This is a genomic window from Streptomyces sp. NBC_00620 (assembly GCF_026341825.1).
GTDB lineage: Bacteria > Actinomycetota > Actinomycetes > Streptomycetales > Streptomycetaceae > Streptomyces.
Genome location: NZ_JAPENY010000003.1, coordinates 546,458 through 571,632, shown reverse-complemented (window position 1 = coordinate 571,632; position 25,175 = coordinate 546,458). Strand labels below are relative to the sequence as shown.

21 protein-coding genes and 2 pseudogenes are annotated in these 25,175 nt (G+C 69.1%); 7 read left to right on the top strand and 16 right to left on the bottom strand.

Translation table 11 applies throughout. The annotated features are described in order from the left end of the window. Nucleotides 1–298: 298 nt before the first annotated feature. From OG246_RS33930 to OG246_RS33910, 5 genes and pseudogenes are all read right to left on the bottom strand, one after another. A pseudogene (locus OG246_RS33930) lies at nt 299–1,128 on the bottom strand (IS5 family transposase). A 40-nt stretch (nt 1,129–1,168) separates the two neighbouring features. After that, complete coding sequence (locus tag OG246_RS33925) at nt 1,169–2,269, bottom strand: hypothetical protein (protein WP_266472221.1); 1,101 nt, start codon at nt 2,267–2,269, stop codon at nt 1,169–1,171. 304 nt (nt 2,270–2,573) lie between these two features. Further along, complete coding sequence (locus OG246_RS33920) at nt 2,574–2,921, bottom strand: M48 family metallopeptidase (protein WP_266472219.1); 348 nt, start codon at nt 2,919–2,921, stop codon at nt 2,574–2,576. Nucleotides 2,922–3,010: 89 nt separating this feature from the next. Continuing rightward, nucleotides 3,011–3,448: a MarR family transcriptional regulator gene (locus tag OG246_RS33915; RefSeq protein ID WP_266472217.1), complete on the bottom strand. Its 438-nt coding sequence runs from the start codon at nt 3,446–3,448 to the stop codon at nt 3,011–3,013. Further along, nucleotides 3,445–3,948 carry a MarR family winged helix-turn-helix transcriptional regulator gene (locus OG246_RS33910; RefSeq protein ID WP_266474920.1) on the bottom strand — a complete coding sequence of 168 codons (504 nt, stop codon included), beginning with the start codon at nt 3,946–3,948 and terminating at the stop codon, nt 3,445–3,447. The genes OG246_RS33915 and OG246_RS33910 overlap by 4 nt, the downstream gene beginning before the upstream one ends. 258 nt (nt 3,949–4,206) lie before the next feature. Here OG246_RS33910 and OG246_RS33905 point away from each other — a divergent pair, with 258 nt between their 5' ends. Next, entirely contained in the window at nt 4,207–5,172 is a 966-nt protein-coding gene (locus tag OG246_RS33905; RefSeq protein ID WP_266472214.1) for a pirin family protein, read from the top strand. Between the two features lie 236 nt (nt 5,173–5,408). Next, complete coding sequence (locus OG246_RS33900; protein ID WP_266457682.1) at nt 5,409–6,500, top strand: IS630 family transposase; 1,092 nt, start codon at nt 5,409–5,411, stop codon at nt 6,498–6,500. Nucleotides 6,501–6,786: 286 nt separating this feature from the next. Here the strand turns inward: OG246_RS33900 and OG246_RS33895 are convergent, their stop codons facing one another. The 7 genes and pseudogenes from OG246_RS33895 to OG246_RS33865 form a co-directional block, all read right to left on the bottom strand. Further along, the gene (locus tag OG246_RS33895) at nt 6,787–7,197 is read right to left on the bottom strand and encodes a nuclear transport factor 2 family protein (protein ID WP_266472212.1); all 411 of its coding nucleotides are present in this window, start codon (nt 7,195–7,197) and stop codon (nt 6,787–6,789) included. A 2-nt stretch (nt 7,198–7,199) separates the two neighbouring features. Next, entirely contained in the window at nt 7,200–8,006 is an 807-nt protein-coding gene (locus OG246_RS33890) for an MBL fold metallo-hydrolase (protein ID WP_266472210.1), read from the bottom strand. A 42-nt stretch (nt 8,007–8,048) separates the two neighbouring features. After that, nucleotides 8,049–8,666 (bottom strand): DsbA family protein, encoded by a 618-nt coding sequence (locus tag OG246_RS33885; protein ID WP_266472208.1) that lies wholly within the window; start codon nt 8,664–8,666, stop codon nt 8,049–8,051. A 155-nt stretch (nt 8,667–8,821) separates the two neighbouring features. After that, nucleotides 8,822–9,316, bottom strand: a complete 495-nt coding sequence (locus OG246_RS33880) for a MarR family winged helix-turn-helix transcriptional regulator (RefSeq protein WP_266472206.1) — start codon at nt 9,314–9,316, stop codon at nt 8,822–8,824. 42 nt (nt 9,317–9,358) lie between these two features. Then, nucleotides 9,359–9,571 (bottom strand): annotated as a pseudogene (locus tag OG246_RS33875) (hypothetical protein); the annotation flags it as partial. Between the two features lie 118 nt (nt 9,572–9,689). Further along, a complete protein-coding gene (locus tag OG246_RS33870; RefSeq protein WP_266472204.1) occupies nt 9,690–9,887 on the bottom strand; it encodes a hypothetical protein in 198 nt (65 codons plus the stop codon). Between the two features lie 139 nt (nt 9,888–10,026). Beyond that, nucleotides 10,027–11,634 carry an FAD-binding oxidoreductase gene (locus OG246_RS33865; RefSeq protein ID WP_266472201.1) on the bottom strand — a complete coding sequence of 536 codons (1,608 nt, stop codon included), beginning with the start codon at nt 11,632–11,634 and terminating at the stop codon, nt 10,027–10,029. A gap of 115 nt (nt 11,635–11,749) precedes the next feature. Here OG246_RS33865 and OG246_RS33860 point away from each other — a divergent pair, with 115 nt between their 5' ends. The 4 genes from OG246_RS33860 (at nt 11,750) to OG246_RS33845 (ending at nt 18,453) form a co-directional block, all read left to right on the top strand. Further along, nucleotides 11,750–14,329 carry an acyltransferase family protein gene (locus OG246_RS33860; protein ID WP_266472199.1) on the top strand — a complete coding sequence of 860 codons (2,580 nt, stop codon included), beginning with the start codon at nt 11,750–11,752 and terminating at the stop codon, nt 14,327–14,329. Nucleotides 14,330–14,482: 153 nt separating this feature from the next. Continuing rightward, on the top strand, nt 14,483–15,445 hold the full coding sequence (locus OG246_RS33855; protein WP_266472197.1) for a hypothetical protein: 963 nt from the start codon (nt 14,483–14,485) through the stop codon (nt 15,443–15,445). An 8-nt stretch (nt 15,446–15,453) separates the two neighbouring features. Beyond that, nucleotides 15,454–16,554 (top strand): glycoside hydrolase family 5 protein, encoded by a 1,101-nt coding sequence (locus OG246_RS33850; RefSeq protein WP_266472195.1) that lies wholly within the window; start codon nt 15,454–15,456, stop codon nt 16,552–16,554. Between the two features lie 834 nt (nt 16,555–17,388). After that, on the top strand, nt 17,389–18,453 hold the full coding sequence (locus OG246_RS33845; protein WP_266472192.1) for a LacI family DNA-binding transcriptional regulator: 1,065 nt from the start codon (nt 17,389–17,391) through the stop codon (nt 18,451–18,453). Here OG246_RS33845 and OG246_RS33840 read toward each other — a convergent pair. From OG246_RS33840 to OG246_RS33825, 4 genes are all read right to left on the bottom strand, one after another. Beyond that, the gene (locus tag OG246_RS33840) at nt 18,416–19,816 is read right to left on the bottom strand and encodes a glycoside hydrolase family 32 protein (RefSeq protein WP_266474918.1); all 1,401 of its coding nucleotides are present in this window, start codon (nt 19,814–19,816) and stop codon (nt 18,416–18,418) included. The two genes, OG246_RS33845 and OG246_RS33840, sit on opposite strands and share 38 nt — an antisense overlap. Before the next feature lie 5 nt (nt 19,817–19,821). Then, entirely contained in the window at nt 19,822–20,682 is an 861-nt protein-coding gene (locus OG246_RS33835) for a carbohydrate ABC transporter permease (protein WP_266474916.1), read from the bottom strand. Between the two features lie 65 nt (nt 20,683–20,747). Beyond that, a complete protein-coding gene (locus tag OG246_RS33830; protein WP_266472190.1) occupies nt 20,748–21,743 on the bottom strand; it encodes a carbohydrate ABC transporter permease in 996 nt (331 codons plus the stop codon). Beyond that, a complete protein-coding gene (locus OG246_RS33825) occupies nt 21,740–23,149 on the bottom strand; it encodes an extracellular solute-binding protein (protein ID WP_266472189.1) in 1,410 nt (469 codons plus the stop codon). Before OG246_RS33825 ends, OG246_RS33830 begins: the two co-directional genes overlap by 4 nt. A gap of 221 nt (nt 23,150–23,370) precedes the next feature. On the opposite strand from OG246_RS33825, the gene OG246_RS33820 reads away from it, so the two are divergent. After that, entirely contained in the window at nt 23,371–24,948 is a 1,578-nt protein-coding gene (locus OG246_RS33820; RefSeq protein ID WP_266472188.1) for a glycoside hydrolase family 32 protein, read from the top strand. The last annotated feature ends 227 nt before the right edge of the window (nt 24,949–25,175 follow it).

Here is a 25,175-nt window from a genome sequence, read left to right as displayed (position 1 = left end):
ACCGTCGGGCCGGCAGCAGCCGGTAGGCGGCGTCGGCCGTGATGCCGTCATCGAGGACAGGTCCCGGCCCTCCTCGATGACGGCGCCCGGCAGCCGCACAACCGGATCGGCGTCCCGCCACAGCGCGGCACGACCTCCGCGATCCCTTGGTCACCGAGGCTGGAGGAACCTGGAACCGATACGCCCCCGGCGACCACACACGGTGACATCAGGACCGAACTCAACGAGGAATATGCGACGCCTCAAGATGCGAGCCACCAGACAGGCCTTAGGTCAGCCTTAGGTCGTGTCCGCAATGTCAGGGGAGCCAGAGTCGTAGGCAGGCGATGGTGACCAGGGCTTGGTAGTGGCGGGCGCGTTTGTCGTAGCGGGTGGCGAGGGCTTTGTTGTGCTTGAGCTTGTTGAAGCAGCGTTCGACGAGGTTGCGGCGCCGGTAGGCCGCTTTGTCGAGCCGGCAGCGGCTCTCGCCGCGGCGGATGCGGCCGTTGATCTGGTCGATGCGTTCCGGGATCGCTGCCTTGATCCCGCGTCGGCGCAGGTAGGTGCGGATCTTCGTGGACGAGTAGCCCTTGTCGGCGGCGACCCGCTCGGGCCGGGTCCGGGGTCGCCCCGGCCCGCATCCCGGCACCCGGATCCGGGCCATCACTGCTTCGAACTGGGTGCAGTCGTTGACGTTCCCGCCGGTGAGGGTGAAGGCCAGCGGCCGGCCCCGGCCGTCGCAGGCCAGGTGGATCTTCGTGGTCAGTCCGCCGCGGGAACGGCCGATCGCCTCGCCCGGCCACGGCCCCCTTTTCGGGCCCCGGCGGCGTGCTGGTGGGCCCGCACGGTCGTGGAGTCCAGGCACACGATCGTCCAGTCGACCGCGCCGACGGCGTCGGAATGCTGCTGGACGTGAGCCAGCAGCCGGTCCCATGTGCCGTCGGCGGACCAGCGGCGGAAGCGTTCGTAGACCGTTTTCCACGGCCCGTACCGTTCGGGCAGGTCCCGCCAGGCCGCCCCGGTCGACAGCTTCCACAGGATGCCGTTGACCACCTGACGGCGGTCCCGCACCGGACGGCCCATCCGCGGCGGAGCGAGCAACGGCCCGATCACCGCCCACGACTCATCAGTCAACTCATGACGACGCACCACGAACAGACCAACGACCAACCCACTTTGCGGACACGACCTAGGACCGCGTCGCCCTCCCGCACTCGTCCCCAGAGGACTCGCCCCGCCCGACCGGCACGCTGCGGTCGTACGGGTCGACCTCCGTGCCGCCCTCGTCCGCCCGGCTGTCCGTGCCGAAGGGCGGGGTGAAGTAGCCCGTGGGGGCGTCGCAGCCGCCGTTGGTCATGTCGTATTTGTACGAGACGATCGAGAACGTGCCCGGCTCGGTGATCACCTTGTCAGGGTCGTCCCAGCTCAGGACCAGCTCGCGCCGGACGATCGTGCGCACGATCTCGTCGTCGCCGCCCGCGTCCGCGCGGGTGACCGGGTAGACGAAGGTGACGTCGGCGGTCACCTGGAGCGCGCCGCGCTCGCCCTCCCGGTAGGTGAGCCGGCCCCGGGTCTTCACGACGTCGCCGACCAGCTGGGTGCGGGAGGGCTGGAAGCGGCTGAAGAGGAGGAGGGGGTCGTTCTTCTCGCTCGGGGTTTGGAAAGCGGTTTTCAGGAGGTCTTGGACGTCCGTCTGGTACGGGTTGATCAGTGCAATCGCCTTCTCGGGGCGCTCGCCCTGCAGCACCCCGCGGTCCAGGCCGGACGCGACAAGGAATTCCCGGCTGCGGGCGAGGGCCCGCTCGACCTCGGCCGCGCTCATCCAGCCGACCGCCCTGGCTTTCGGCACGGTGATCCCCGCCGCTCCGCTCGCCCAGCTCGCCGCCGGCGAACCGCGGAACGGCTCGTCCATGGTGGGGCGTTGGGCCGCCTCCGCCGAGGGTGCCTGGGTCGGGCGGGCGGTCTCAGCCGCCAGCGGCGGGGAGTCAGGGTCGTCGCCGGCGAACAGGTTCACTGTCCGCCCCGGCGCGAGCGCCACCGCGAGCAGCGCCAGCGAGGCCAGGAGTCCGACCACGTACCAGCCCGTGCGCCGCTTGGGCCGCGCGGGCGTGTGGCTGCGCCAGCCCTCCAGGCCGGGGCCGGGCTCCGCGCGCAGCTGCTCCGTCACGTGGCGGGCCCGCGCCGACGGCTCCTTGGGCGAGTCGGCGGCACCCGCCACCGACTCGCGCAGAAACCGCTCCCACTCCTCGTCGGACCTGGACGAGCCGTCCGGCTCGCTACCCGCGCCCATCCCCAACCCCCTGGCAATCAGCAGACCGCAGCCCACTCCCCTGTGACGCGTCCGCATCATGACACAGAGCGCTGACAGCGAGGTCGGCTGGGCGGACGGTGTGGGCGCGCCCCCCTTTCTCAAGTCGCCACATCGCAGCCGCAGTCAGAGATGCGAAGCACACGCTGAGTGGCTGAACTCCTCCGCAGACATTGAATACGCGACACCTCAACATGCGAGTCCACCAGTCCCAAGGCCGAACTCGCCGCCGGGGCATGCGAAAAGGCCGGTCACCGTGGTGACCGGCCTTTCTCCGCAGGGTCTGCTACACCTGCGAGAAATCGCCCGCGAGCGCCGAGGCGATCCTCAGGTGCGGCTCCGCCTCGGCGGACCGCCCCTGCCGCTGAAGCGTGCGCCCCAGCATCAGCCGGGCGTAGTGCTCGACCGGGTCGAGCTCCACGAGAACGCGCAACTCGGCCTCCGCGCGGCGAAGTTGAGCCGAGTGGTAGTACGAGCAGGCCAGCAGCAGCCGGGGTCCGACCTGCTCCGGCACCTCCTCGACCAGGCCACCCAGAACCCGCGCCGCAGCGGCGTAGTCCTTGGCGTCGAAGAACATCCGCGCCCGCTCCCAGCGCTCCGCGGCCGTCCCGTGGTCGTAGTAAGTCGTGTTCACTGCTGACCTCCTTCGACGGCCTCAACGGCGGGCAATGATTGAATATTCCACGACCTCGGCCCTGGGGCTACGGGACCTCAGTCCTGGGGCTACGCGTCGGCCAGCTCCGCGTTTGCCCGCTCGGTGACCAGAGTCAGTACGCGACCCGCGGTAGCCAGATCCTCGGCCGTAATGCCCGCGTACAGCCGGGCCGCGATCGCGTTGCCGCCGACGCGGATCCCCTCGAACAGCTCCCTGCCGCTGTCCGTGAGTGACACCCGCCCGGCCGCGGGCTCCAGCAGCTTCGCGTCGGTCATCTCGGAGACCGTTTCGTGAGCGGCCGACTCGTCGATCTTCAGCGTGCCGGTCAGGCGGTCCACGAGCCACGCTCGCTCGACCGTGCCGCCGCTGTCCGAGACGGCCCGAAGGGCCACCGACTGGTTGAACGTGGTTCCGCTGCGGGCGAGCACGATCTCCAGGAGGGCACGGCTCGCGTAGTGGGCAAGGCCTATGGTCTGGCCGTTGACAAGGGGAGTGGCGGTGGTCATGACTGCTCCTTCTCGGAAGGTTCGTCCGTGGGGTGTTCGTCCGTGGGGTGTTCGTTCTCGGGTCGTGCTTTCTCAGGTCGTGCTTTCTCGGTCTCGGAACGTGGATCGAGTGGTACGTCGAGCAGGGTCGCCAACTCGCGGCTGAGCACCTTCGTGCGCTCGCCGTCGAGTCCGCCGAGTGGCTCCAGGAGCTGGTCCAGAAGGTCGTGGACCACCCCGATCGCGCGGCGGGTGACTTCGCGCCCCTCCTTCGTGAGGGACAGCCGGACCGCGCGGGGGTCGGCAGGATCCCGCGTCCGGTCGACGGTTCCGGCCGCCTCCAGGGCGCGGGCCAGCTTCGAGACGTAGAGCGGCTCGAGGCCGGTGTGGTCGGCGAGCGCGCGCTGGCTCGGCCGGTGGCCGGCCCGGTGCATGCCGTAGAGCGATGCCACCAGCGAGTACTGCGCGTGGGTCAGGCCCAATGGTGCGAGCGCCCGGTCGACGGCGACCCGCCACTTCATCGACAGCCGCCAGACGAGGAAACCGGGCGTCGCGTTCCCGGGCACCGAACTCACCAGCTCATCGACTTGATCGAACTCATGCGGGAAACGGTACATGGCTACTATATCCATGGCTACTATTTTTGAATCTGGTCAGACCAACGGCGTACGCGCCTGAGACCCGGGTCCTAGGCCCTCCGCCGGTTCTGCGCCAAGTGCCCCTCAATGGGCGGGTCGATGGACTGACGGCGGGTACCCCGCAGGGCTAGGTTGTGGGCCATGAGCAATCTTGATCGCGAGGCAGTTCCCGCCCTGTGCGGTGGCCGCGGTTTCGTGGTGGCCGAGCCGGTGCGCGAACTCCTCAGCCCCCGCCGGGTGAAGCTCGGCGAGTCCACCGAAGTCCGCCGCCTGCTGCCCAACCTGGGCCGCCGGATGGTCGGCGCGTGGTGCTTCGTCGATCACTACGGGCCCGACGACATCGCCGACGAGCCCGGCATGCAGGTTCCGCCGCACCCTCACATGGGCCTGCAGACCGTCAGCTGGCTGCACGAGGGCGAGGTGCTGCACCGCGACTCCACCGGCAGCCTGCAGACCATCCAGCCGCGCGAACTGGGCCTCATGACCTCCGGCCGGGCCATCAGCCACTCCGAGGAGAGCCCCAAGTCGCACGCCCGTCTCCTGCACGGCGCGCAGCTCTGGGTCGCCCTCCCGGACAGCCACCGCCACACCGACCCGAGCTTCGAGCACCACGCGGAACTGCCCCTCGTCACGGCTCCCGGTCTCCGCGCCGCGCTCATCCTGGGCTCCGTCGACGGCACGACCTCGCCCGGCACGACGTACACCCCGATCGTCGGCGCCGACCTCGCCCTGGCGAGCGGCGCCGACGTACGCCTGCCCCTGGAGCCCGACTTCGAGTACGCCGTGCTGTCCATGTCGGGCGAGGCCCACGTCGACGGCGTACCGCTGCTCCCGGGCTCGATGCTCTACCTCGGCTGCGGCCGCACCGAACTCCCCCTGCGGGCCGAGTCCGACGCGGGCCTCATGCTCCTGGGCGGCGAGCCCTTCGAGGAGGAGCTGATCATGTGGTGGAACTTCATCGGGCGGACGCAGGCGGACATCGAGCAGGCTCGGGCGGACTGGACCTCGGGCTCCCGATTCGGCGAGGTGGTGGGCTACGACGGTGCTCCGCTGCCCGCTCCCGAACTCCCGCCGGTGGCGCTGAAGCCGCGTGGAAGGGTTCGCTGACCTGGGGTTCCCGCTCTAGTGCAGGCCTCTCGCGATACGCGGCTGTCCTTGCCTGGCACCCCGTTTTCTCGAGGGGTCGTTCGCTCCTGAGGAGTCCATCGAGGGCAACGCTGCGTTCTCATGTCTGGCCATCTGTAGGCGGGTTGAGTCAGCCTGATGCTGGCCCAATGCTGACTTCGGTGACTTGTACTAGTCTTCTGAGTCAGGACTTCTATTCAGATGTATAGGCTTGTTCCATGGCACGGACGGGGCGGCCGAAGGCCGAGTTGACGCTGTCGGACGAGGAACGGGCCGCACTCGAGGGGTGGGTGCGGCGACATTCCACGCCGCAGGCATGGGCATTGCGGTGTCGGATCATCCTGGCCTGTGCCGCGGGTGCGTCGAACAAGGACGTGGCTGCTGAACTCGGCTCCACACCTCATGCGGTGGGCCGCTGGCGGGCCCGGTTCGTGCAGTACCGGATCGCTGGTCTTGGAGACATGCCGCGTCCGGGCGGTCCCAGGACGGTGACGGACGAGCAGGTCGCCGCGGTGATCGCCAGGACACTGGAGTCCACTCCAAAGAACGCGACGCACTGGTCGACGCGGGCGATGGCGAAAGAGATGGGTCTTTCGCAGTCGTCGGTGTCACGGATCTGGCGGGCCTTCGGCCTGCAGCCGCACCGGTCGGAGACCTTCAAGCTGTCGACCGATCCGTATTTCGTCGACAAGGTCCACGATGTCGTCGGCCTCTACCTGGACCCGCCCGAGCGGGCCCTGGTGTTCTGTGTCGACGAGAAGTCGCAGATCCAGGCGCTGGACCGGTCCCAGCCCGTCCTGCCGATGATGCCCGGGGTTCCCGAGCGGGCAACGCACGACTACGTCCGGGCCGGCACCACCACCCTGTTCGCGGCCCTTGAGGTCGCCACCGGCAAAGTGATCGGCTCCCTGCACCGCAGACACCGTGCCGAGGAGTTCAAGAAGTTCCTGACCAAGCTCGACAAAGAGGTGCCTGCCGGCCTGGATGTCCACCTCATCTGCGACAACTACGCCACCCACAAAACCCCCGCCATCAAGAAGTGGCTGCTGGCCCATCCCCGCTTCCACCTGCACTTCACGCCGACCGGATCGTCCTGGCTGAACCTCGTCGAGCGCTGGTTCGCCGAACTGACCAACAAACAGATACGGCGAGGCGTCCACAGGACCGTCCAAGCGCTGGAGAAGGACATCCGCACCTGGATCGCCGCCTGGAACACCGATCCGAAGCCCTACGTCTGGACGAAGACCGCGGACGAGATCCTCGAACGCCTCGCCAGTTATCTGAATAGAATTCCTGACTCAGAAGACTAGGGCAAGACGCCACCAAGTGCCTGGGCGACGAAGGGGAGGAGAAGGCGGTGACAAGGGCTCTCTTGTGGGAATCCCACCACGGCCCGGTGCGGGGTGACGAGTCCGACCGTCCCTTCCGGCGCGGTGCTCAGTGTCCGCGTACCGGTCAAGGGAACAGTGGCCCGCTCTCGGCGCACCGGCCGCCCAAAGAGGTGGCCCACCTGGCCGTTCGGCCGTCAGACATGCTCGTCCGGTTCGTCCACGCGGTTGATCCGGGCGTCGTTGCCGACGCCCGGATCCGAACCGCTCAGCCGGCCATCGCCTCGCGGACGAGGGCGGTGTCGACGAACTGCTCGAAGCGGACGATGAGCCCACCGCGCACCACGAAATGGTGGGCGACGCGGATGTCGATCGGCTTGCCGGTGGCCTTGTTGGTCGCGGTGTAGCGGGCGAGGACGACGACGTTCTCGCCGTCGACGACGTAGGTGTCGTCGTGGGCGGTCCAACTGTCCCAGTCCTGGCCGAGCTTCTCCATGACGTTGGCGGTGACGCCGTCGGGGGTGCGGTAGGTGCCGGCGAGGGGGAAGCCGGCCATCTCCGTCCACTCGACGTCGGGGGCGAGGGTGGCCCGAAGGGCCTCCAAGTCACCTGCCGCGGACGCCAGGTACTGACGCCGTACGACATCGGCGGGGGCGGTGGAAGTCGTGAACTCGGCCATGGTCAGCCCCACTTCATTTCGCCCTTGGCGACCTTCGCGCCGATCTGGGCGGCGATCAGCATGCCGTTGTCGGGGTAACGCTTGACCAGCGCCTCAGTCAGCGTCGCACCGTCGGCCGCCGTAGCAAGCTCCTCCTCGAAGGCAAGAAGGTACTCGCGGGTTGCGGTGATGGCGGAGGCGTCGGCCGGGGTTGCGGGCAGGCGGTGGCCGGGGACGACCAACTCCGGCTGCAGGGCGGCCATTTCGTCGAGCAGGTCGATCCAGGCGGCACGGTCGCCGGGGGTGGGGGTGTCGGCGACCCAGACGTGCTCCTGCTGGAAGAGGAGGACGCCGCCGAGGAGCGCGCGGTGCTCGGCCTGCCACAGGTAGTGGCGGTCCGGCAGCGCGGCCGGGCCGCCCTTGAGCTCGAAGCGGTGGCCCTCCAGGGTGAGGTCGCCGGTCAGCGGGGTGAGGTCGACCAGGCGGGTGGGCAGATTCGGGCCGAGCGCGGCCCACGCCTTGAGCTTGCCTTCGTAGGAGTCCTGGATGTGCTCGATGACGATCGGGGTGGCGACGAAGGTCGCGTCGGGGAAGGCATCGGCGATGACTTCGGCGCCGAAGTAGAAGTCGGGGTCGGCGTGGCTGACGAAGACGGTGGTGAGCTTCTTGCCGGAGTCGAGGATCTCGGCCGCGAGGCGGTGGCCGTCGGCGCGGGTGAAGGCGGCGTCGACCAGGAGGGCCTCGTGCTCGCCGGTGACGATGGTGGCGGTCTTGTTCTTGCTGCCGGCTGGGAAGTCCAGGTCGAGGATCTTGAAGGAGAGGGTGCTCATCGATGACTCCTTGCGGGGAGGGGGGGGTGGGGAGCGGGAGGTTCAGTGGGTGGGGAGCGCCGCGAGCCGCTGGTCGATCTCGTCGGCGGTGCCGTGGCCGTGGGCCACGGCAGTGACGGAGTCGCCGTCGACGGCCAGCAGCGTGGGGAAGCCGGTGACGTGCAGTGAGGCGGACCGGTGGAAGTCGGCGCCCGCCGCCACCCGAACCTCGGATCCCTCGAAGGCGGTGACCACAGCGTCGGCATTCAGTCCGGCCTCCTCGGCGACCTTCCGGTAGGTGGCCGCCTCGGACAGGCTGAGGCCGTCGACGTAGAAGGCCCGCTGCAGGGCGATCGCCAGCTCCGCCGCGCGGGCCGGTGCGGCCTGGCGCAGGGCGGCGACACCGCGCGCGGCGGCCTCCGAGTCCATCACGAAGGAGCCGTCGGCGATCAGCCGCTCATACGCCTCGCCGAACTCGGCGCCGGTCAGCTCGGCGATCTTGGCGTTCGCGCCCTGGACATGGCCGAACTCGCGGACGGGTACCCGGCGAGACCCGGTGAACAGGCCGCCGGAGACGACCTCGACCGGCAGTTCGGGGTGACGGGAGGCGACCTCGCTCAGTGTTCCGGAGAACCCGTGCGACCAGCCGCAATAGGCGTCGAAGACGTAGACGAGCTTCATCAAGGACCTCGGCAGGGATGTGCGCCCGCGGGTTGCGAGCGATTCACCTGACAGAACAGTATCTGACGCGTCAGATATTTCAAGGTTCGTGTGAGGTGGGGCACATGGGCGTGGCTGACCACGTCATTGCGCCAACGTTGCCGCCGCTCCGCAGGTCAGGGCAGGCGGGGTAGTAGGTCCCGGGCCGTGTGGCTGAGGATGCGGAGATCCTCCGAGAATCGCTTCCGGTCCGCTGCGGGCAGGGGGTCCACGAGATACCGCTTGATGTTCTCCAGATGGACCCGGGACGCGCCTACGACGGTCTCCTCGCCCAATGCGGTCAGCCGGACCAGTCGCGCGCGCCGGTCGCCCGGATCCGCTGCCCGCTCGACCAGTTCGGCCGCCTCCATCCGGTCCACCAGCCGGGTGGCGCCGCCCGTGGTCAGGACCTGCTCCTGGGCGATGGCCCGCATGGAGAGTCCCGGCTCGCCCGCCCGGCCGAGGATCAGCAGCACCTCGAATATCAGGTGGCTGATTCCGCACTCCACCTCGAGCGCCCGGCCGAGGATGTACTCCAGCCGGTTGGCCGCGCCTTGCAGTCGGCCGAACGCCAGGATCAGCTCGTGGTCCGCGGCCTGCTTCGCCGTCGTGATCTCCGTCTGCTCGCCCACGGTCGCGTCGCCCCTCTGGTCGTCCCGGTACCACCGTACCGATCATGCCTTGGAGGGTCGGTACGACCATGGACATGAGGCGCTACGCCTCGGAGGCAGGCCGAGCCGGCCGGGTGTCGGGCCGCCCTTGAAGTCGCCGAAGCACAGGGTGAAGGTCTGCTTCCAGCGTTCGACCTCGGCGCGGTCGGACATGAAGCGGGGGAAGCCGTCCATGTGGGCGTTGGGGTACTCCCAGAGCGGCTTCAAGTCCGCCGGGGACCGGCTACCCCATCCCTAAAGGAGCCGGTCGATCGGTCGAAGACCTCCGATCCGGCTCCTAATTGCTTTTCGACCGGACAGTTCGACCGGACCCGGTCGACGAGATATGAGCAGGTCAGAGGGCAGATGGGAATGCGGGTGCCAGCCCTGGGCGAGGTTTTTCAGGCGTCCCGTCGAAGAAGTGCACGGCGAAGCCGCCGTGTTCGTAGATGTTGTCGCCGTGGGAGATGCCGACGCCGATGGGGGGTGCGTCGCCGATGTGGCGGACCGTGTAGACGTGCAGGCCGCCGGGGCGCAGGACGCGCGATCTCATTCATGGTGGGGACTGCTCTGACACGTATGCCCCGGTCAGTGCATCGGCGCTCAGTGCGCTGTCGTAGTCCGGGCTCACGCTGGAAGGAAGGACTGTCGATCCGGTCGGCGGAGTGTCGACTTGAGTCGAGCCGCTCCGGTCACACCGTCCCGAGCCTGACGGACTGGGCGTGGCGGAACACGTTGAGCGGGTCCCAACGGGCCTTCGCGCGTTGCAGGCGGGGATAGTTGTCCTTGTAGTAGAGGGCGTGCGAGGAGAGTCCCGAGGTGTTCCAGCGGGGGTCGTCCAGATCCTTGTCGGGGTAGTTGACGAAGCAGCCGTCCGTGGTCGGGCCGGGGGCCGGGACGCCTCCGGTGTCGGCGTGGACGTCGCGGTAGAAGTCGCGGACCCAGTTGACGTGCCGGGTGTCGTCGGTGGGTTCCTCCCAGTAGGCGACGTACTGCAGCTTGAGGATCGAATCCCGCTGGGGTACAGCTGTGTCCTTGGGTGCGACGGTGTTGACCCGGCCTCCGTACCCGGCGATGACCAGCAGCGCCGAGGGGTTGAGGTAGTCGGTGCGAGTCAGATGCCGGTGGATGGAACCGAGGTGCTGGTCGGTGAAACCCGTCCGCATGTAGGCGGACTTGATCTCGAAGCGCCGGCAGGGATCGCCTCCGGACAGCCCTTGCCACTGGGTGGCCTGCAGCCACGGGAGCCGGATGACGGGGCCCTGGAGGGGTCTGGCGGCAACCCCGGTGCCCACAGCAGCGACGAACTCGGCGAGTTGGTGCGCGGCGCGCGGCCGGGTGGCGTCGATCTGCGTGGCGAGTTGGACGACACCGGCCGATCGGTGCAGAGGGCGCAGCTGGCTGTAGAGGCCGAGGAGGGGCGAACTCGGTCCGCTGTGCCGCTCGTACCAGCGGCCGTAGTTCCTCAGAAGGGTGGCGAAGCCTTCTCGGTTCAGGTCGCCCCACATCCAGTTGGTGGTGTTCACCAGGAGTTCCGCGGGCGGCGCCGGAAGCAGGCGGCCGGGTTCGGTCTCGGCGGGGACGCCGGGGGAGCGGAGCCAGTATCGGGTGACGACGCCGAAGTTGCCTCCTCCGCCACCTGTGTGTGCCCACCACAGGTCGCTCAGTGCCGGATCTGAATCGTCGCGGGTCGCGATCACGCTGCGTGCGGTGCCGCTCTGGTCGACCACGGCGACTTCCACGCCGTAGAGGTGATCGACGGTCAGTCCGAAGAGACGGGAGAGCGGGCCGTAGCCGCCGCCGACGATGTGCCCGCCGGCGGCGACCGAAGGGCATGCGCCGCCGGGAACGGTGACTCCCCAGGTTTTGTAGAGGGTTTCGTAGAGCTGGGAGAGGCGTGCTCCGGGTCCCACGCAGAAGGCGCCGAACGCGGGGTCGTACTCGACGGAGTTGAGACGCGAGAGGTCGATGACGGTGCGGACGGCCGCGTTGGCGACGAAGTCCTCGTAGCAGTGACCTCCGCTGCGCAGGGCGATCCGGCGGCCGGCCGCGACCGCGTCCTGGACGGCTCGGACGACGTCGTCGGAGGACGCGGCCACGCAGATCTCGTCCGGGGTCCCGGCCCACCGCTGGTTGGCCCCGCGGACGAGCGCGGGGTAGCGGGGGTCGCCGGGCCGGACGACGGTCCTCGCGTCCGGACCTTCGGCGCGGGTGGGAGATCCGGCGGAGAGCAGCGGGAGGGATCCGCCGCCGATCATCGCTGCGCGTTTGAACAGCAGACGACGTGACGGGGCAACCATCAGTCCTCCTCAAGCTTCGGGTGTGCGAGTCACACGCGATCAGCTGGGCGACCCTTTTGTCCAATTCGTTCGTTGTTCGCGTTGACGACATCTTGTCCGCAGTGAACGGAGTGGCATGGGGATGACCTCGGGCGGTCTCGCACTTGCGCCGCAGGTCGGCAATCCGGAACAGAAGACGAACCCGAGACCGGAACGGCTCCCTGCCCTGGACGGTCTGCGCGGGATCGCCGTACTCCTCGTTCTGCTCAACCACCTTGGTGTCGTGAGATGGGGCTACCTGGGCGTGGACATCTTCTTCGCGCTCTCCGGGTTCCTGATCACCCGGGGCCTGTGTGCGGAGTGGGACGCGACGGGCAGGGTGCGACTGCGGGCGTTCTATCTGCGCCGAGCCCGGCGCCTGCTGCCCGCGCTCTTCGCTTTGCTGGTGGTGTACGCCGTGGTGGTCGGTTCCGTCCGGTATGCCGCCGTGGCGCTGTCCTTCGGCGCCAACTGGGTCGTCGCGGCGGGCCTGGGTGAGTTCGGCCCGCTCACGCCGACGTGGACGCTGGCGCAGGAAGAGCAGTTCTATCTCCTGTGGCCGCTCGCCCTTGGCCTCCTGCTGAGGCTTCCGGCCGTTCTGCGTCTGGTGCTGACCGGTGCGGCGGTGTGGTTCCTGGTTGATGTGCTGGCCGGGAACGACCAGATGTTCATGGCGAACGACGGGTACTTCAGCCCCTACCTGCGCACGGCGGAGCTACTGATCGGCTGCCTGGCCGCCCTCGCCCTGCGCCAGGGGTGGCTGACCCGCCCCCTCGGTGCGCAGGGGGCTGCGTGGCCTCTGGTGGCCGTGGCCGTGTACGTGGGGTGGGCGGAGATGCCGTTGGCGCTGCGGCTGCCGTCGATGGCGGCCCTGGCCGCCGTCCTGATCGCGGCACTGGTGCTGCGCCCCCGGGGCACGCTGAGCCGGATCCTGGGGTGTCGGCCTCTGCGTTTCACCGGCCGGATCAGCTACGGCATGTATCTCTACCAGTTGCCGATCCTCGCCGCCGTCACCGAGTTCCTGTCGCTCTCCGACCAACCGTGGTCGTGCACCGCCGTCGTCATCACGCTGAGCTATGCGGTGTCCGCCCTGTCCTGGTACGGGTTCGAATCGCACTTCCTGCGCGGAGCGCGCCGTCCGTCGTGGCAGGGATGGCTGCCGCCGGGCAGGAAGGAAGGAAGTGCCCTGCCGGCACCTCGCCCCAGGACGACCGAAGCGGCCCCTGCACCGGTGCTCAGGGTCGAGGCCGGGGAGTTCTTGCGTCCCCTGCCCGCGGAACTGAGTGCCGGAACGCTGCTGACGCGGCCCCAGTGTCAGGTGCTCGCCGCCTGTCTGGGGCTGCCGGTCGCGGCACTGGCCCTCCATGTGCTCACGGGTGTCGGACCGTCCGGTCTGACGTGGGTCCGCGGGGTGATGCTGGCTCTGGTCTGCGCCAATCTCCTGGTGGTGGCCACGAATACGCTGGTCGTGCTGCTGGGTGCGCGCGACCGGCGCAGGCAGACCGCTCCGTCCAGCACGTCGGCCCGGGAGGACCTGCCCTCCTACACCGTCCTGGTCCCGCTGTACGAGGAAGCCGAAGTCCTGCCCGACCTCGTCACTCACCTGGCCCGGCTGGACTACCCGGCCGACCGGCTGCAGATCCTGCTCACCATCGAGGAGGACGACCGACGGACCCGCGACGTCCTGGACTCCCTCGTCGTGCCGGACCACTTCGAGACCTGTCTGATCACCCCGTCGATGCCCCGCACCAAACCCAAGGCGTGCAACCTGGCGCTGCGGCGGGCCACCGGGGAACTGTGCGTCATCTACGACGCCGAGGACCGCCCTGACCCCGGCCAGCTGAAGGCCGCAGTCGGCGCGTTCTCCTCGGCGCCCGCCGAAGTGATGTGCCTGCAAGCCGAGTTGCAGTACTGGAACCCCGGCACCAATTGGCTCACCGAATGCTTCGCCATGGAGTACGCCACCCGGTACAGCCTGATCCTGCCCGGCCTGTACCGGCTGGGCTTCCCGATCCTGCTGGGCGGCACCTCCAACCACTTCCGCACGGCCGCCCTGTGCGAGCTGGGCGCCTGGGACCCGCACAACCTCACCGAGGACGCCGACCTGGGCATCCGTATCGCCCGGCGCGGCTGGCAGGTCCGCCCGCTGGCCTCGGTCACCGAGGAGGAGGCCAACAGCCACCTCGGCAACTGGCTGCGCCAACGGAGTCGCTGGATGAAGGGACACATCCAGACCTGGCTGGTCCACATGCGCAGACCCATGCGGCTCCACCGCGAACTGGGCACGGCCGGATTCATCGGCCTCCAGCTCACCCTGGGCCTCCCGCTGCTGTGTATGCTGCTCAATCCCCTGGGCTGGGCACTGAGCGTGGTCTCACTCTTCGTACCAGGACTGGGCAACCGGCTCCTGCCCGCCGACCTGCACGGCCTCTCGCTGGCCCTCTGCGTGACCGGCGTCCTGCTGGCACTGTCCCATCAGGCGGCAGGAGCAACGGTCCGCCGCCTCGTCGCGGCGGTCCCCACTCTGATCACCGGTCCCGCGTACTGGATGCTCCTCGCCGCCGCCGGCTACCGGGCCCTGGTCCAACTGGCGCGCCCCAGCCGCCGCTTCTACTGGGAGGCGACCCGGCATGGTCTGGTGGAGGCCGAGAAGGAAACACCTGCTCTGACCGGGTGATAGCAGACTTTATGTGTCAATTCAGAGGATACGGTGCTCGCGATGTCCGGCAAACGTGCCGGGCGTGGACACGCACGGAGGCTTCTGTTGAACCATCACCACGCAGACGGTCAGGGCGCTTTGGGGCGCAGGTCTCTGCTGAAGGCTGTCGGCATGTCCGCTCTTGTCACGGGCGGGGCGGCCGCGCTGGACGCGGCTCCGGCACACGCGTACCAGGGCAGTGCGTCCGGTCGGGCCCGAGCGGACGCACCGAACGTGTACGTCGCGCTCGAGAGCGTGGTCCTGAGTGCCGAGGGCAAGGGCACGGCGAAGGTGAGGATCGGCAACTCCGGCTACGCCGACGTCACCGGCGACGTGTACGTCTACCTGATCACGCCCTACTACGTGAACTTCGACGGGCTGCCCACCGGGTACGAGAGCAGCTACATCGTCCACAACCCGGCCCCGAACATTCCCGAGATGATCCGCTGTCGGATCCCCGCATCAGAACTGACCGCCCGCCGTGAAGCAGCCGCCTTCTCGGTGAGCGTGAAGAGCGTGCCGAACGGACCGCAGTTCTTCGACTTCTTCCAGGCATTCGCCCCGACTACTGGGGACACCGAACTCATCAGCAACGAGGCGGTCGCCACCATCGCCCAGGACGTCCCGGCACTGCCGACGGCCCCCGACGACGCGAACCTGGTCAACCTCTACTTCACCTACCTCCAGCCGCGACTCAAGGCCGGCTCGACGAGCCCGCTGCGCGTGTATGTCGGCAACAAGGGACCGAAGGCTCCGACGGCGGACGCGGTCTTCAGCTTCGTGACACCCTTCCGCGTGAAGGTCGACCGCGACGACCTGGCCTTCAAGGCACTCCATCCCACCTACCACCACGACGTCACCGACACGGACGTGCCGGACATCGTCTCCTTCAAGGTGCCCAGGCTCTCCCTGGTTCCGGATCCGAAACTGCTCGTCGCCCCGGGCGTTCTCCCCTCCTTCCGCATTCCCCTGATCGGATACGAGGGCGGCAACCCGAACCGCGGTGGCAAGGGCATGCTTGCGGTCGGCGGAACGAAGGACTTCGACCCGAACCTCGCCGTGACGATCTCCCGCATTAACGTCATCGAACCCTGACCGGTCTCATGTCGCGTCTCATTGTCCTGGGTCTCGCCCTCGCGGCCTTTCTGACTCTCGGGATCGCCGGGCCCGTTCCGCACCTCACACGGACCGCGCCCCGGCTCCATGTCGAGGGCAGTCGGCTCGTCGACGGGACGGGAGCGCCGGTCGTCCTGCGGGGTGTGAACCGTCCCGGAGGGGAGTACGCCTGCGCGAAGGGCATGGGCGGTGTGTGGGACGGCCCCATGGACGACGACGCCGTGGCCGCGATGAAGGACTGGCACGTCAAGGCCGTACGCGTGCCGCTCAACTCGGCCTGCTGGAACGGTGCCGCGTACACCCGCGGCACTGTATCCGCCGACACCTACCGAAGCGCCGTACGCCGGTACGTCGACCTGCTCGACCGAAACGGCATGACACCCGTCCTCGACCTGCACTGGTCCGAGGGCCGCTACACCGGCCCCGACACGCAGTGCGCCACGGCGCGAGCGGTGTGCGCGAAACCGATGCCCGACGCGGGAGCCGTACCGTTCTGGCGGTCGGTGGCCGAGACGTTCAAGGACAACACTGCCGTCGTCCTTGACCTCTACAACGAACCGTTCCCCGATCGCGCCCTGCCGGACACCGCCACGGCATGGATGTGCTGGCGCGACGGCGGAGCCGCCTGCGCACCGGGCATCTCCGCATACCGGCCCGTCGGCATGGACACCCTCGTGAAGACGGTACGCGGCACCGGCGCCAAGAACGTCATCCTGCTCGCAGGCATCAACTACGCCCACGATCTGTCCCAGTGGCACCGCCATCGACCCGCCGACCCGACCGGCAACCTCGCTGCCTCCTGGCACGCGTATGACAAGAACCCCTGCAACACACCCGCCTGCTGGAACCGCGACATCGTGCCCCTGCTGACCCGTACCCCCGTGGTCGTCACCGAGATCGGCCAGACCGACTGCCGAGCCGACCACGTCACCACCCTGATGAACTGGCTCGACGCCCACCGCACCGGCTACCTCGCCTGGGCCTGGACCACCTACGACTGCGCCGCTTTCCCCGCCCTGATCACCGGCTACGAGGGGACGCCGACCGACTACGGCCAGGGCGTACAGGACCACATGCGACGTTTTTGACGGGCCGCGCCGGGGTGGTGGCCGGTTGGCCCCGGTCCCTGAGCGACCCGGTCGCTACGGGCTTGGGCGGGGTGGGCGGATTGGGGAAGGGGAGCGATACCCTGAGATCAGGCGGCTGACCTGCGAAGACGCGGTGCGGCTCCATCCTCGGGCGAAGAGGGCGGAAACCTCTTCCTCGGTAGGGAACTCCGCTGCGCGCGAGTTCTGGCCCGATGCCACGACGTGCATGGATGTCGTCGCTGCCCTCCCCGAGACGAGCCGGAGAGGTCGTGTGTGGCTCGTAGTGGACACGGGGTGTCGGACCGTCAACTCCCGCTCAACGGACTGAGTCCGCTGCTCGCGAGTTTGACGCCAGGTTGCTCTGTGTCGGCTGATGCTGCTCTGACCTGCGCGTATGCGCCCGAAAACGTAGCTGGTGAGGTGTGTTCCGGTCGGCTCTGCTGCGGCGTTGAGGCCATTCTGAGGTGGTGGTGATGCCGTAGGCGTCGGCGAGGAGGGCGCGATGGCGAAGCCGCCGTCGTGCCGCAGGCGGTAGACCCCGACGGCGCGAGCGCCTTCTCGGTCCCGTCTCCGGTGCGCACTTCAACCCTCAGCACGTCGAGCGCCCGCCGGTCCGGCGTCAGCATGTGGTCGAGGCCGAGTCTCGTCGAGGCGTGCTGACAGCCGCGAGGGGCGGCGGTCGGGCGTCCACGGTCGCACGGCGACTTGCACCCCGGCGTGCCGAGGTCAGCGGCTGTTCCACCGCGGTGTCCCATTCGATCTGCGGCGGCGGGCTCAGCAACATCTCCCGCGGGTAGGCTTTGCCTGATCAGGCAAAGTCGGCGGGGACGAGGCATGGGCGGGGTGGAGAAGACGCGGGGTGGCGGGGCTGAGCGGGCGACCTCGCGGGACGTCGCCCGGCTCGCCGGGGTGTCGCACACGGCCGTGTCCTTCGTCTTCAACGGGCGTGCCCAGGGCAACCTCTCCGCCGAGACGCAGGAGAAGATCCGCAAGGCGGCCGAACAGCTCGGCTACCGGCCGAACGCGGTCGCCCGTGGCCTGCGCCGGAGTCGTACCGCCGTGATCGGTCTGGTCACGGACGAGATCGCCACCTCGCCGTTCGCCGGGCGGCTGCTGCGCGGGGCCATGGACATGGCGTGGAGCAGTGAGCACCTGGTGCTCACCGTCGACTCCGGGCAGGACCCGGTCGCCGAGGACGCGGCTGTCGCCGAACTGCTCGACCGGAGGGTCGACGGGATCATCTACGCCGCGCTGTCGTTGCGCCGCGCCCGAGTCCCGGAAGGGCTGCACCGCACGTTCGCCGTGTTCGCCAACTGTCTCCCCGAGGATGGCTCCCTCCCGGCCGTCATCCCCGCCGAGCGGGCCGGTGGCCGCAGTGCCGCGCGCGTCCTTCTCGACGCGGGCCACCGCCGTGTCGCCCTGGTGGGCGGTCTCGACGACATCGCGACCGCGGAACGGCTGCGCGGCTTCCGGGACGCGCTGCGGACGGTGGGGCTGACGGCTGGGAAGGACTGGGTCGTGCGCACGGGAGGGGAGATCTCCGCCGGGTACGAGGGAGCCTTGCGGCTGCTGGACGGTGTTCCCGCCCACCGGCGGCCCACGGGGATCGTCTGTTACAACGACCGGGTGGCCGCGGGCGTCCTCCACGCCGCCGCGCGCCTGGGCCTCGACGTGCCCGCCGAGCTGTCCGTCGTCGGCTATGACGACCAGGAACACATGGCGGCTTTCCTCAGCCCGCCCCTCACCACGGTCGCTCTGCCCCATCGCGCGATGGGAGAGACGGCCGTCCGCCTGCTCCTGGACGCCATCGACAGCGGGACCGCGCCGCCGGTCACCACCCGGCGGCTGGAGTGCCCCGTCGTCACGCGGGGTTCGGTGGGACCAGCTCCCAGCCCGTGACCTCGACGTCCGTCCCCGACACGGTGAGCTCCGCGATGTCGTCGTCCCGTCGGTACACCCGTTCCGTGGCCGTCGCCCGGTCACCCGCGAACAGTTCCAGCAGGGAGCCGTCCACGAGGATCCGTACGGTGAGGGTCTCGCCCGGCGGGGTCGCCAGGACCAGGGGGGCCGTGCCGTCCGGGCGGGAGCGTGGCCAGGCCGTGCGGTCCAGGGTCACCGTGCCGGACGCCGGGTCGAGTCGCACGGTCAGTTCGGCCCCGGACGCGGCCCGCAGCAGACTCACGGTCGCCGCTGAACGGGCGGTCACCAGCAGGTCGTACGCGAGGGGGAGTGGCCGGTGCGGTCCTGGTGCGGCCGTGAACGGGACGGCCGCTCGCAGTAGTTCGAGCTCCGGAGCCGGTACGACCCGTAGCGTGCCGTCCTCGTGGGTGTCCATCACCCGGGGTGCCGTGAGGACGCCGGACCAGCCCGCGCGGTCCACCTCCTCGGGCGGGCGTGACTCCCAGGACCAGCCCCAGAGCAGGGCGCGGCCGGACTCCGTGTCCTGGAGGACGGAGGGGGCGTAGAAGTCACGGCCGAGGTCCAGCGGGCCGCCGCCCGTACCGGCCGCGAACCTCGGTCCAGCGTCCGCCTGTTCCACCAGACGGCCCGTGACGTACGCGGTGCTCAGCGGGTCGCCGTCCCACAGGGCCACCGCCAGCACCCAGTCGCCCCCGGGGGTCGCCCACAACTGCGGGCACTCCCAGCCGATCGCCCGCTTGCCGAAGGCGCGGGCCGCCGCCGGGTCCCGGCCGTCCAGCAGGACCCCGGCGAACCGCCAGTCGTACAGGTCCTCACAGTCGTACACCAGGACGGACGGGGTGCCGTCGGCGTGGCCGGCGCCCATCAGCGCCCAGCGGCGTCCGGCGAAGCGGAAGACGAAAGGGTCCCGGAACATCGTCACGTCCAGGCCGGGTGGTGGGCCGGCGACCACCGGCACCGGCAGTTGCTTCCACCTCTGGAGGCCGTCGTCCTCGGCCACGGCGAGACAGATCGCGCTCAGGCCCTGGTGGTCGTGGTCGATCCCGGAGTACACCGCTGTCGGTACACCACCGTCGTCCACCACGCAGCCGGACCAGCAGCCCGCCTCGTCCGGGCCGTCGGGCGTGGGGCGCAGGGCGATCCCGTGGTCGTCCCAGTGGGCGAGGTCAGGGCTGGAGGCATGGCCCCAGTGAACGTTCGTGTGCACGGGGGCGTCGGGGTTGTGCTGGTAGAAGAGGTGGTATCGATCGCCCCAACGGAACGGGCCGTTCGGGTCGTTCATCCAGTTTGCCGGCGGGCGGACCCTGAAACGCGGGCTGTTGGCGTCGGTCGACCGGCTCACGGAACTCAACGATTGACTCCTGCGGATGTGATGCCCTCGCGCAGAGGGCGCTGGCCGACGACGAACACGACGACGGCGGGGATCATGGAGAGGACGACTCCGGCGAGGACGACGGAGATCGAGCCGGTGCCGAGGTTGCCCTGGAGGGAGACCAGGCCCAGGGGCAGCGTGAGGTTCTCGGTGGAGGTTTCGAGGATCAGCGGCCGGAAGAACTCGTTCCAGTGGTAGTTGAAGGCCAGCACGCCGACGATGGCGAGACCGGGGGCCGCCAAGGGGGCGTACACCGACCGGAAGACGCGCCACGGACCCGCGCCGTCGATCATCGCCGCCTCGCCCAGGTCCTTCGGCATGCCCAGGAAGTACTGGCGCATCAGGAAGGTGCCGAAGGCCGTCGGGAAGGCCGGGACGATGAGGCCGAGCAGGGTGTCGGTCAGACCCATCGTCTTCAGTTCCAGGAAGACCGGGACCATCGTGACCTGCAACGGCACCATCATCGTGGCCAGGACCAGCGCGAACAGCGGCTTCTTGAAGCGGAATTCGAGGCGGGCGAAGGCATAGCCCGCCAGGCCCGCGGTGATCATCTGGCCGGCCGCGATCAGCGCGGTCACCAGGGTGGAGTTCAGTGCGTACAGCCAGACGTCGATCTGGTCGAAGACCCCGCGGTAGGCGTCGACGGTGGGGGCCGTGGGGATGATCTTCGGCGGCAGGTCGAAGGACTCCGCCGGCGTGCGCAGTGACGTCGACACCGTCCAGATGACCGGGCCGAGCGTCAACAGCGCGCACAGCGCCAGGCCCGCGATCCGGCCCCAGGGCGCCAGGCCGTGCCGTACGCGTGACGCGGTGACGCTCGTGCGGGGACCCGGCATCGAACCCGATGCCGAACCCGATATCGAACCCGAGAGGGAACTCGTACTCATCTGACTCACCCGGCTCACTGGTAGTGGACGTAACGCCGGCTGAGCCGGAACTGGAGTGCGGTGACCGCCATGATCAGGGCGAAGAGCAGGACGCCCACGGCGGACGCCTCGCCGAAGCGGAGCTGCTCGAAGGCCGTCTCGTAGATGACCATCACGACCGTGCGCGTCGAGTCGCCGGGACCGCCCGCCGTGAGGACGTACGGCTGCTCGAAGACCTGGAGGGCGTTGATGATGCCGACCACGGACGCCACAAGGAGCGTGGGCGAGAGCAGCGGCAGGGTGATGGCGAGGTGTTTGCGCACCCCGCTCGCGCCGTCCAGCGAAGCCGCCTCGTGCACCTCTTGCGGGATGTTGTTCAGGCCGCCGACGAACAGCAGGAACGAGAAGCCGAACTGCTGCCAGACGTACGCCAGGACCACGGCCGCCATCGCCCCGTTCTCCGAGGTCAGCCAGGGGACCGAGGGGATACCGACCGTGCCGAGCAGCCAGTTCACGGGGCCGAAGTCCTGGTTGAACAGGTACTTCATCACCACCGAGATGGACGCGGCGGACAGCACCAGCGGGAAGAAGAACGCCGAACGGAACACGGACCGCAGCCACTTGGGCATCCGGCCGTTCACCGCGATCGCCAGCACGAGCGCGATCAGCAACTGGAGTGCGACCGCGAGCACCATGAAGACGAGCGTGTTGCGGAAGGAGACGAGGACCGTCGAATCGGTCAGGATCTCCCGGTAGTTGGCCGCTCCGGTCCACCGCGGGTCGTCGATCACGTCCCACTGGAAGAAGCTGAGGACGACCGAGCCGACGATCGGTACGACCGTGAAGACGACGATGCCGACGACGGTGGGCGCGAGGAACAGTACGGCGAGGAGGCGGGTGCCCCGGGTGCGGATGGTGGTGGCGGCCGTGGACTCGGATGCCTTACGGGTCCGACCGGTCCCGCGGTTCCTGCGGCTCCTGCGGGTGCGGGCGGGCTCCGGCCCCACGGGCCTGATCTCGGTGTTCGTCACACTTCACGCTCCATGGCCTTTTCCAGGTCCCCCTGCAGCCGGCGCAGCGCGGGACGCACCGCGCCGGGGCTCGCGAGGGCGGTTCCGGTGTGCTTGATCAGCAGCTGCTCGACCTCGTTGACCTGCGGCGGGGCCGGGATCGGGCCGGTGGTGGGGATCTTGTCGAGGGTGTCGTAGAAGACCTGCCAGTGGGCCGGTCCTGTCTCCCGGTAGCGGGCCTCGTCGACCATGGAGCGGCGGGCCGGAGTGGTCTGGTTGGCCGCGAAGAGCTGGGTCATCACGTCCTTGCGGGCGGTGTACTTGATGAACTCCCAGGCCTCGTCCCGCAACTTCGACGTGCGCAGCATCGCGTACCCGGCGGCGCCGAACTGGTGACGCCGGGTACGCCAGCGCGGGAAGTACCGCACGTCGTAGTCGGCCGGTTTCATGCCCGCCTCATGCAGGCCGCCCGCCCAGAAGCCGCCCGCGGGCGTGGCACCGACGCGGCCGGTGGAGAAGACGCCGACCAGGTTGCGGCCGTCGCCGCCCTCCGGCCGGGTGCACAGGTCCTCCTGGACGAGGGAGGAGAGGTAGTCGTAGACCTCTGCGACGCGGTCGGAGTCGGCCAGGGGTGTCGTCCACCGGTAGCCGCCGCCCCGGCCGCGCCGCTGTGCCTCGGGATAGAAGGAGTTCCAGAGCCAGTCGCCGCCGGGGGCCTTGGACTCGGTGAGGAGGTTGGTGTCGTTGGCGAAGAGCCAGGGGACCACTCCGCCCCACAGCCGGTTGGTCCAGAAGTACGGGGTGAACCCGTCGCCGTTGCTGCGTTTCATCGCTCGCAGCAGCGTGGTGAAGTCGTCGTGGGTCCAGTCGTCGTCGGGGAGGTCGGCGCCCGCGCGTTCGAGGACCCGGCTGTTGAGGTACATGTCGGCCGCGTTGAACTCGACCGGCAGCTGGTAGAGGCTCCCCTCGTACATCATCGACTCGACCAGCGAGGGATGGACGTCGGCGAAGTACGTGCGCAGCTCGGCCGCGTCCCGCTTCGCCCACCTGTCCAGCGGTACGCCGAGCCGCTGGGCGAAGAGCTGCACGCCCTCGGTGGCGACGTACACGAGGTCGGGTGCCGTGCCCGCGGCGATCTGGGTGAGGATCTTGGAGAAGAAGTCCGACCAGTCGTAGGCCTGTACGGGGTTGATGCGGATCCTGATGTCGGGGTGGACCTCGTGGAATCCGTCGTGCAGGGCGCGCTGCGCCTCGGGGTTGAAGGCGGAGCCCAGGGTGGCGATGACGAGCGAGCCGTCGTCGCGGCCGGGGATGTCGGCGGCGGTGAGGCGGTCCCAGCCGGCCGCGACCCCGGCGAGAGCGGCGGCTCCGGCGCCGTACGCGCCGTAGCGCAGCAGGGCCCGTCGGGAGAGGAGCGAGTCGGTCATCGGCGAGCCTAACTCGTGTTAGCCGAAGTTGGATTCCATGATGATGGGAACCCCGCTGCGGCTCTGTCAAGGGATGTGCGCGGATGGGAAGTTACGGGAACGGTCGGTACGTGAGGGCTTGCGTGAGGGCTTGACCTTTAACGAGTTAGGTATACGGTTCCGGACCACATGAGCCGTGTCCCGACGACGACGTCGGGGAAGGGAGCCGCACGATGCGTGGCATGAAGAGGAGTTCGCTCGGCCCGGGGGAGACACTGTCCAGGCGGTTGCTGCTGACGGCCTCGGCCGCCGGCGCCGCCGGTGTTCTGCTGCCGGACCTCGTGAGACCGGCGGTGGCGGTGCCCCGCGAGGCGACGGCCGCGTGCACGGGCAGCTACCGCGCCGAGTACCACTTCACGGTCCCCGACCAGTGGATGAACGACCCGCAGCGCCCCATCTGGATCGACGGCGAGTACCACTACTACTACCTCTACAACCCCGACTACTCGACGGGCGGCACCTCGGCCGGCACCGCCTGGCGCCTGGCCACCAGCACCGACCTCGTCTCCTTCACCGACCGGGGCATCGCCGTGCCGAAGGACACGACCCCCAACGGCGATGTCTGGTCCGGCTCGGCGGTGGTCGACACGGACGACACGGCGGGCTTCGGCGCGGGCGCGGTGATCGTCATCGCCACCATGGCGCCCGACGATGTCACCCAGGCCCAGTACCTGTACTACTCGACTGACGACGGCCGCACCTTCACGAACCACGGCACCGCCCCGGTCCTCCCCAACCCCGGCGTACGGGACTTCCGCGACCCCAAGGTGATCCGGGACGAGGAGCGCGGGCGGTGGGTGATGCTGCTCGCCGAGAACGACAAAGTCGGCTTCTACCACTCCGCCGACCTCAAGGCGTGGACGTACGTCGGCGGCTTCATCAAGGGCGGCATCGGCGTCCTGGAGTGCCCCGACCTGTTCCGGATCAGGGCGGACGATGGGACCTGGAAATGGGTGCTGGGCGTCAGCGCCAACGGCAAGGGCTCCGGGCTGCCGAGCACGTTCGCGTACTGGACGGGTTCCTTCGACGGTACGACCTTCACCGCCGACGCGTCCGATCCCCAGTGGCTGGACCACGGCTGGGACTGGTACGCGGCGGTCACCTTCGATAAACGTGACGCGAGCGGGGTCCTGGACTCTGACGCGCGGTATGCGATCGGCTGGATGAACCACTGGGACTACGCGAACACCACGCCCACCATCGAGTGCGACGGCTTCAACGGCACCGACTCGATCGTCCGCGAGGTACGACTGAAGTACGCGTCGGGTACGTATTACCTGGCGTCCCAGCCGGTGGCGGCCCTGGACGACCATGTGTCGCGCACGGTGGACCTCGGCGACATCGTGGTCGACGGCACACGAACGCTCGACTACACGGGTACCGCGTACGAACTGACCTGTGAGATCACCTGGGACCAACTGCTGGGCGCCGGCCTCCAGTTGCGGCGGTCCTCGGACGGTGGGCGGCACATCGACGCGGGGGTCTACGGCGACTACGCCTTCGTCAACCGCGGTTACACCGTGAGCCCCGACACCTCCGGCCGCTGGCAGGAGAGCCGCACGCCGTTCGACCTGTCCGCCGGCACGGTCCGCCTGCGGATCCTCGTCGACCGCACGTCCGTCGAGATGTTCGTCGGCGACGGCCGGTACGTGCACTCGACCGAGGCCTTCCCCGACCCGTCCGACACCGCACTGGCGCTGTTCACGATCGACGGGCAGGCGGTGTTCCGGAACGTGGTGATCCGGGAGTTCACGGTCTGATCCGACGGGGAGGTGGCCGGGGCGGGCCGAGAGGCTGGCGAGGACCGGCGCGCCAGGGCTCTCTGTACCGAGGCAGGCCAGGGCCTGTCCGGCGGATCAGGTCGGAGAATAGCTGCGGCGCCGAATGGACGAAGGTGAGCGGGGCGAATGGGGGTCCCCCGCGCGAGGTTGTTCGAGCGTGGGGGAGCGTCCGGCTGCAAGGCGGAGGAGGGCGTCGACGGTGTCCC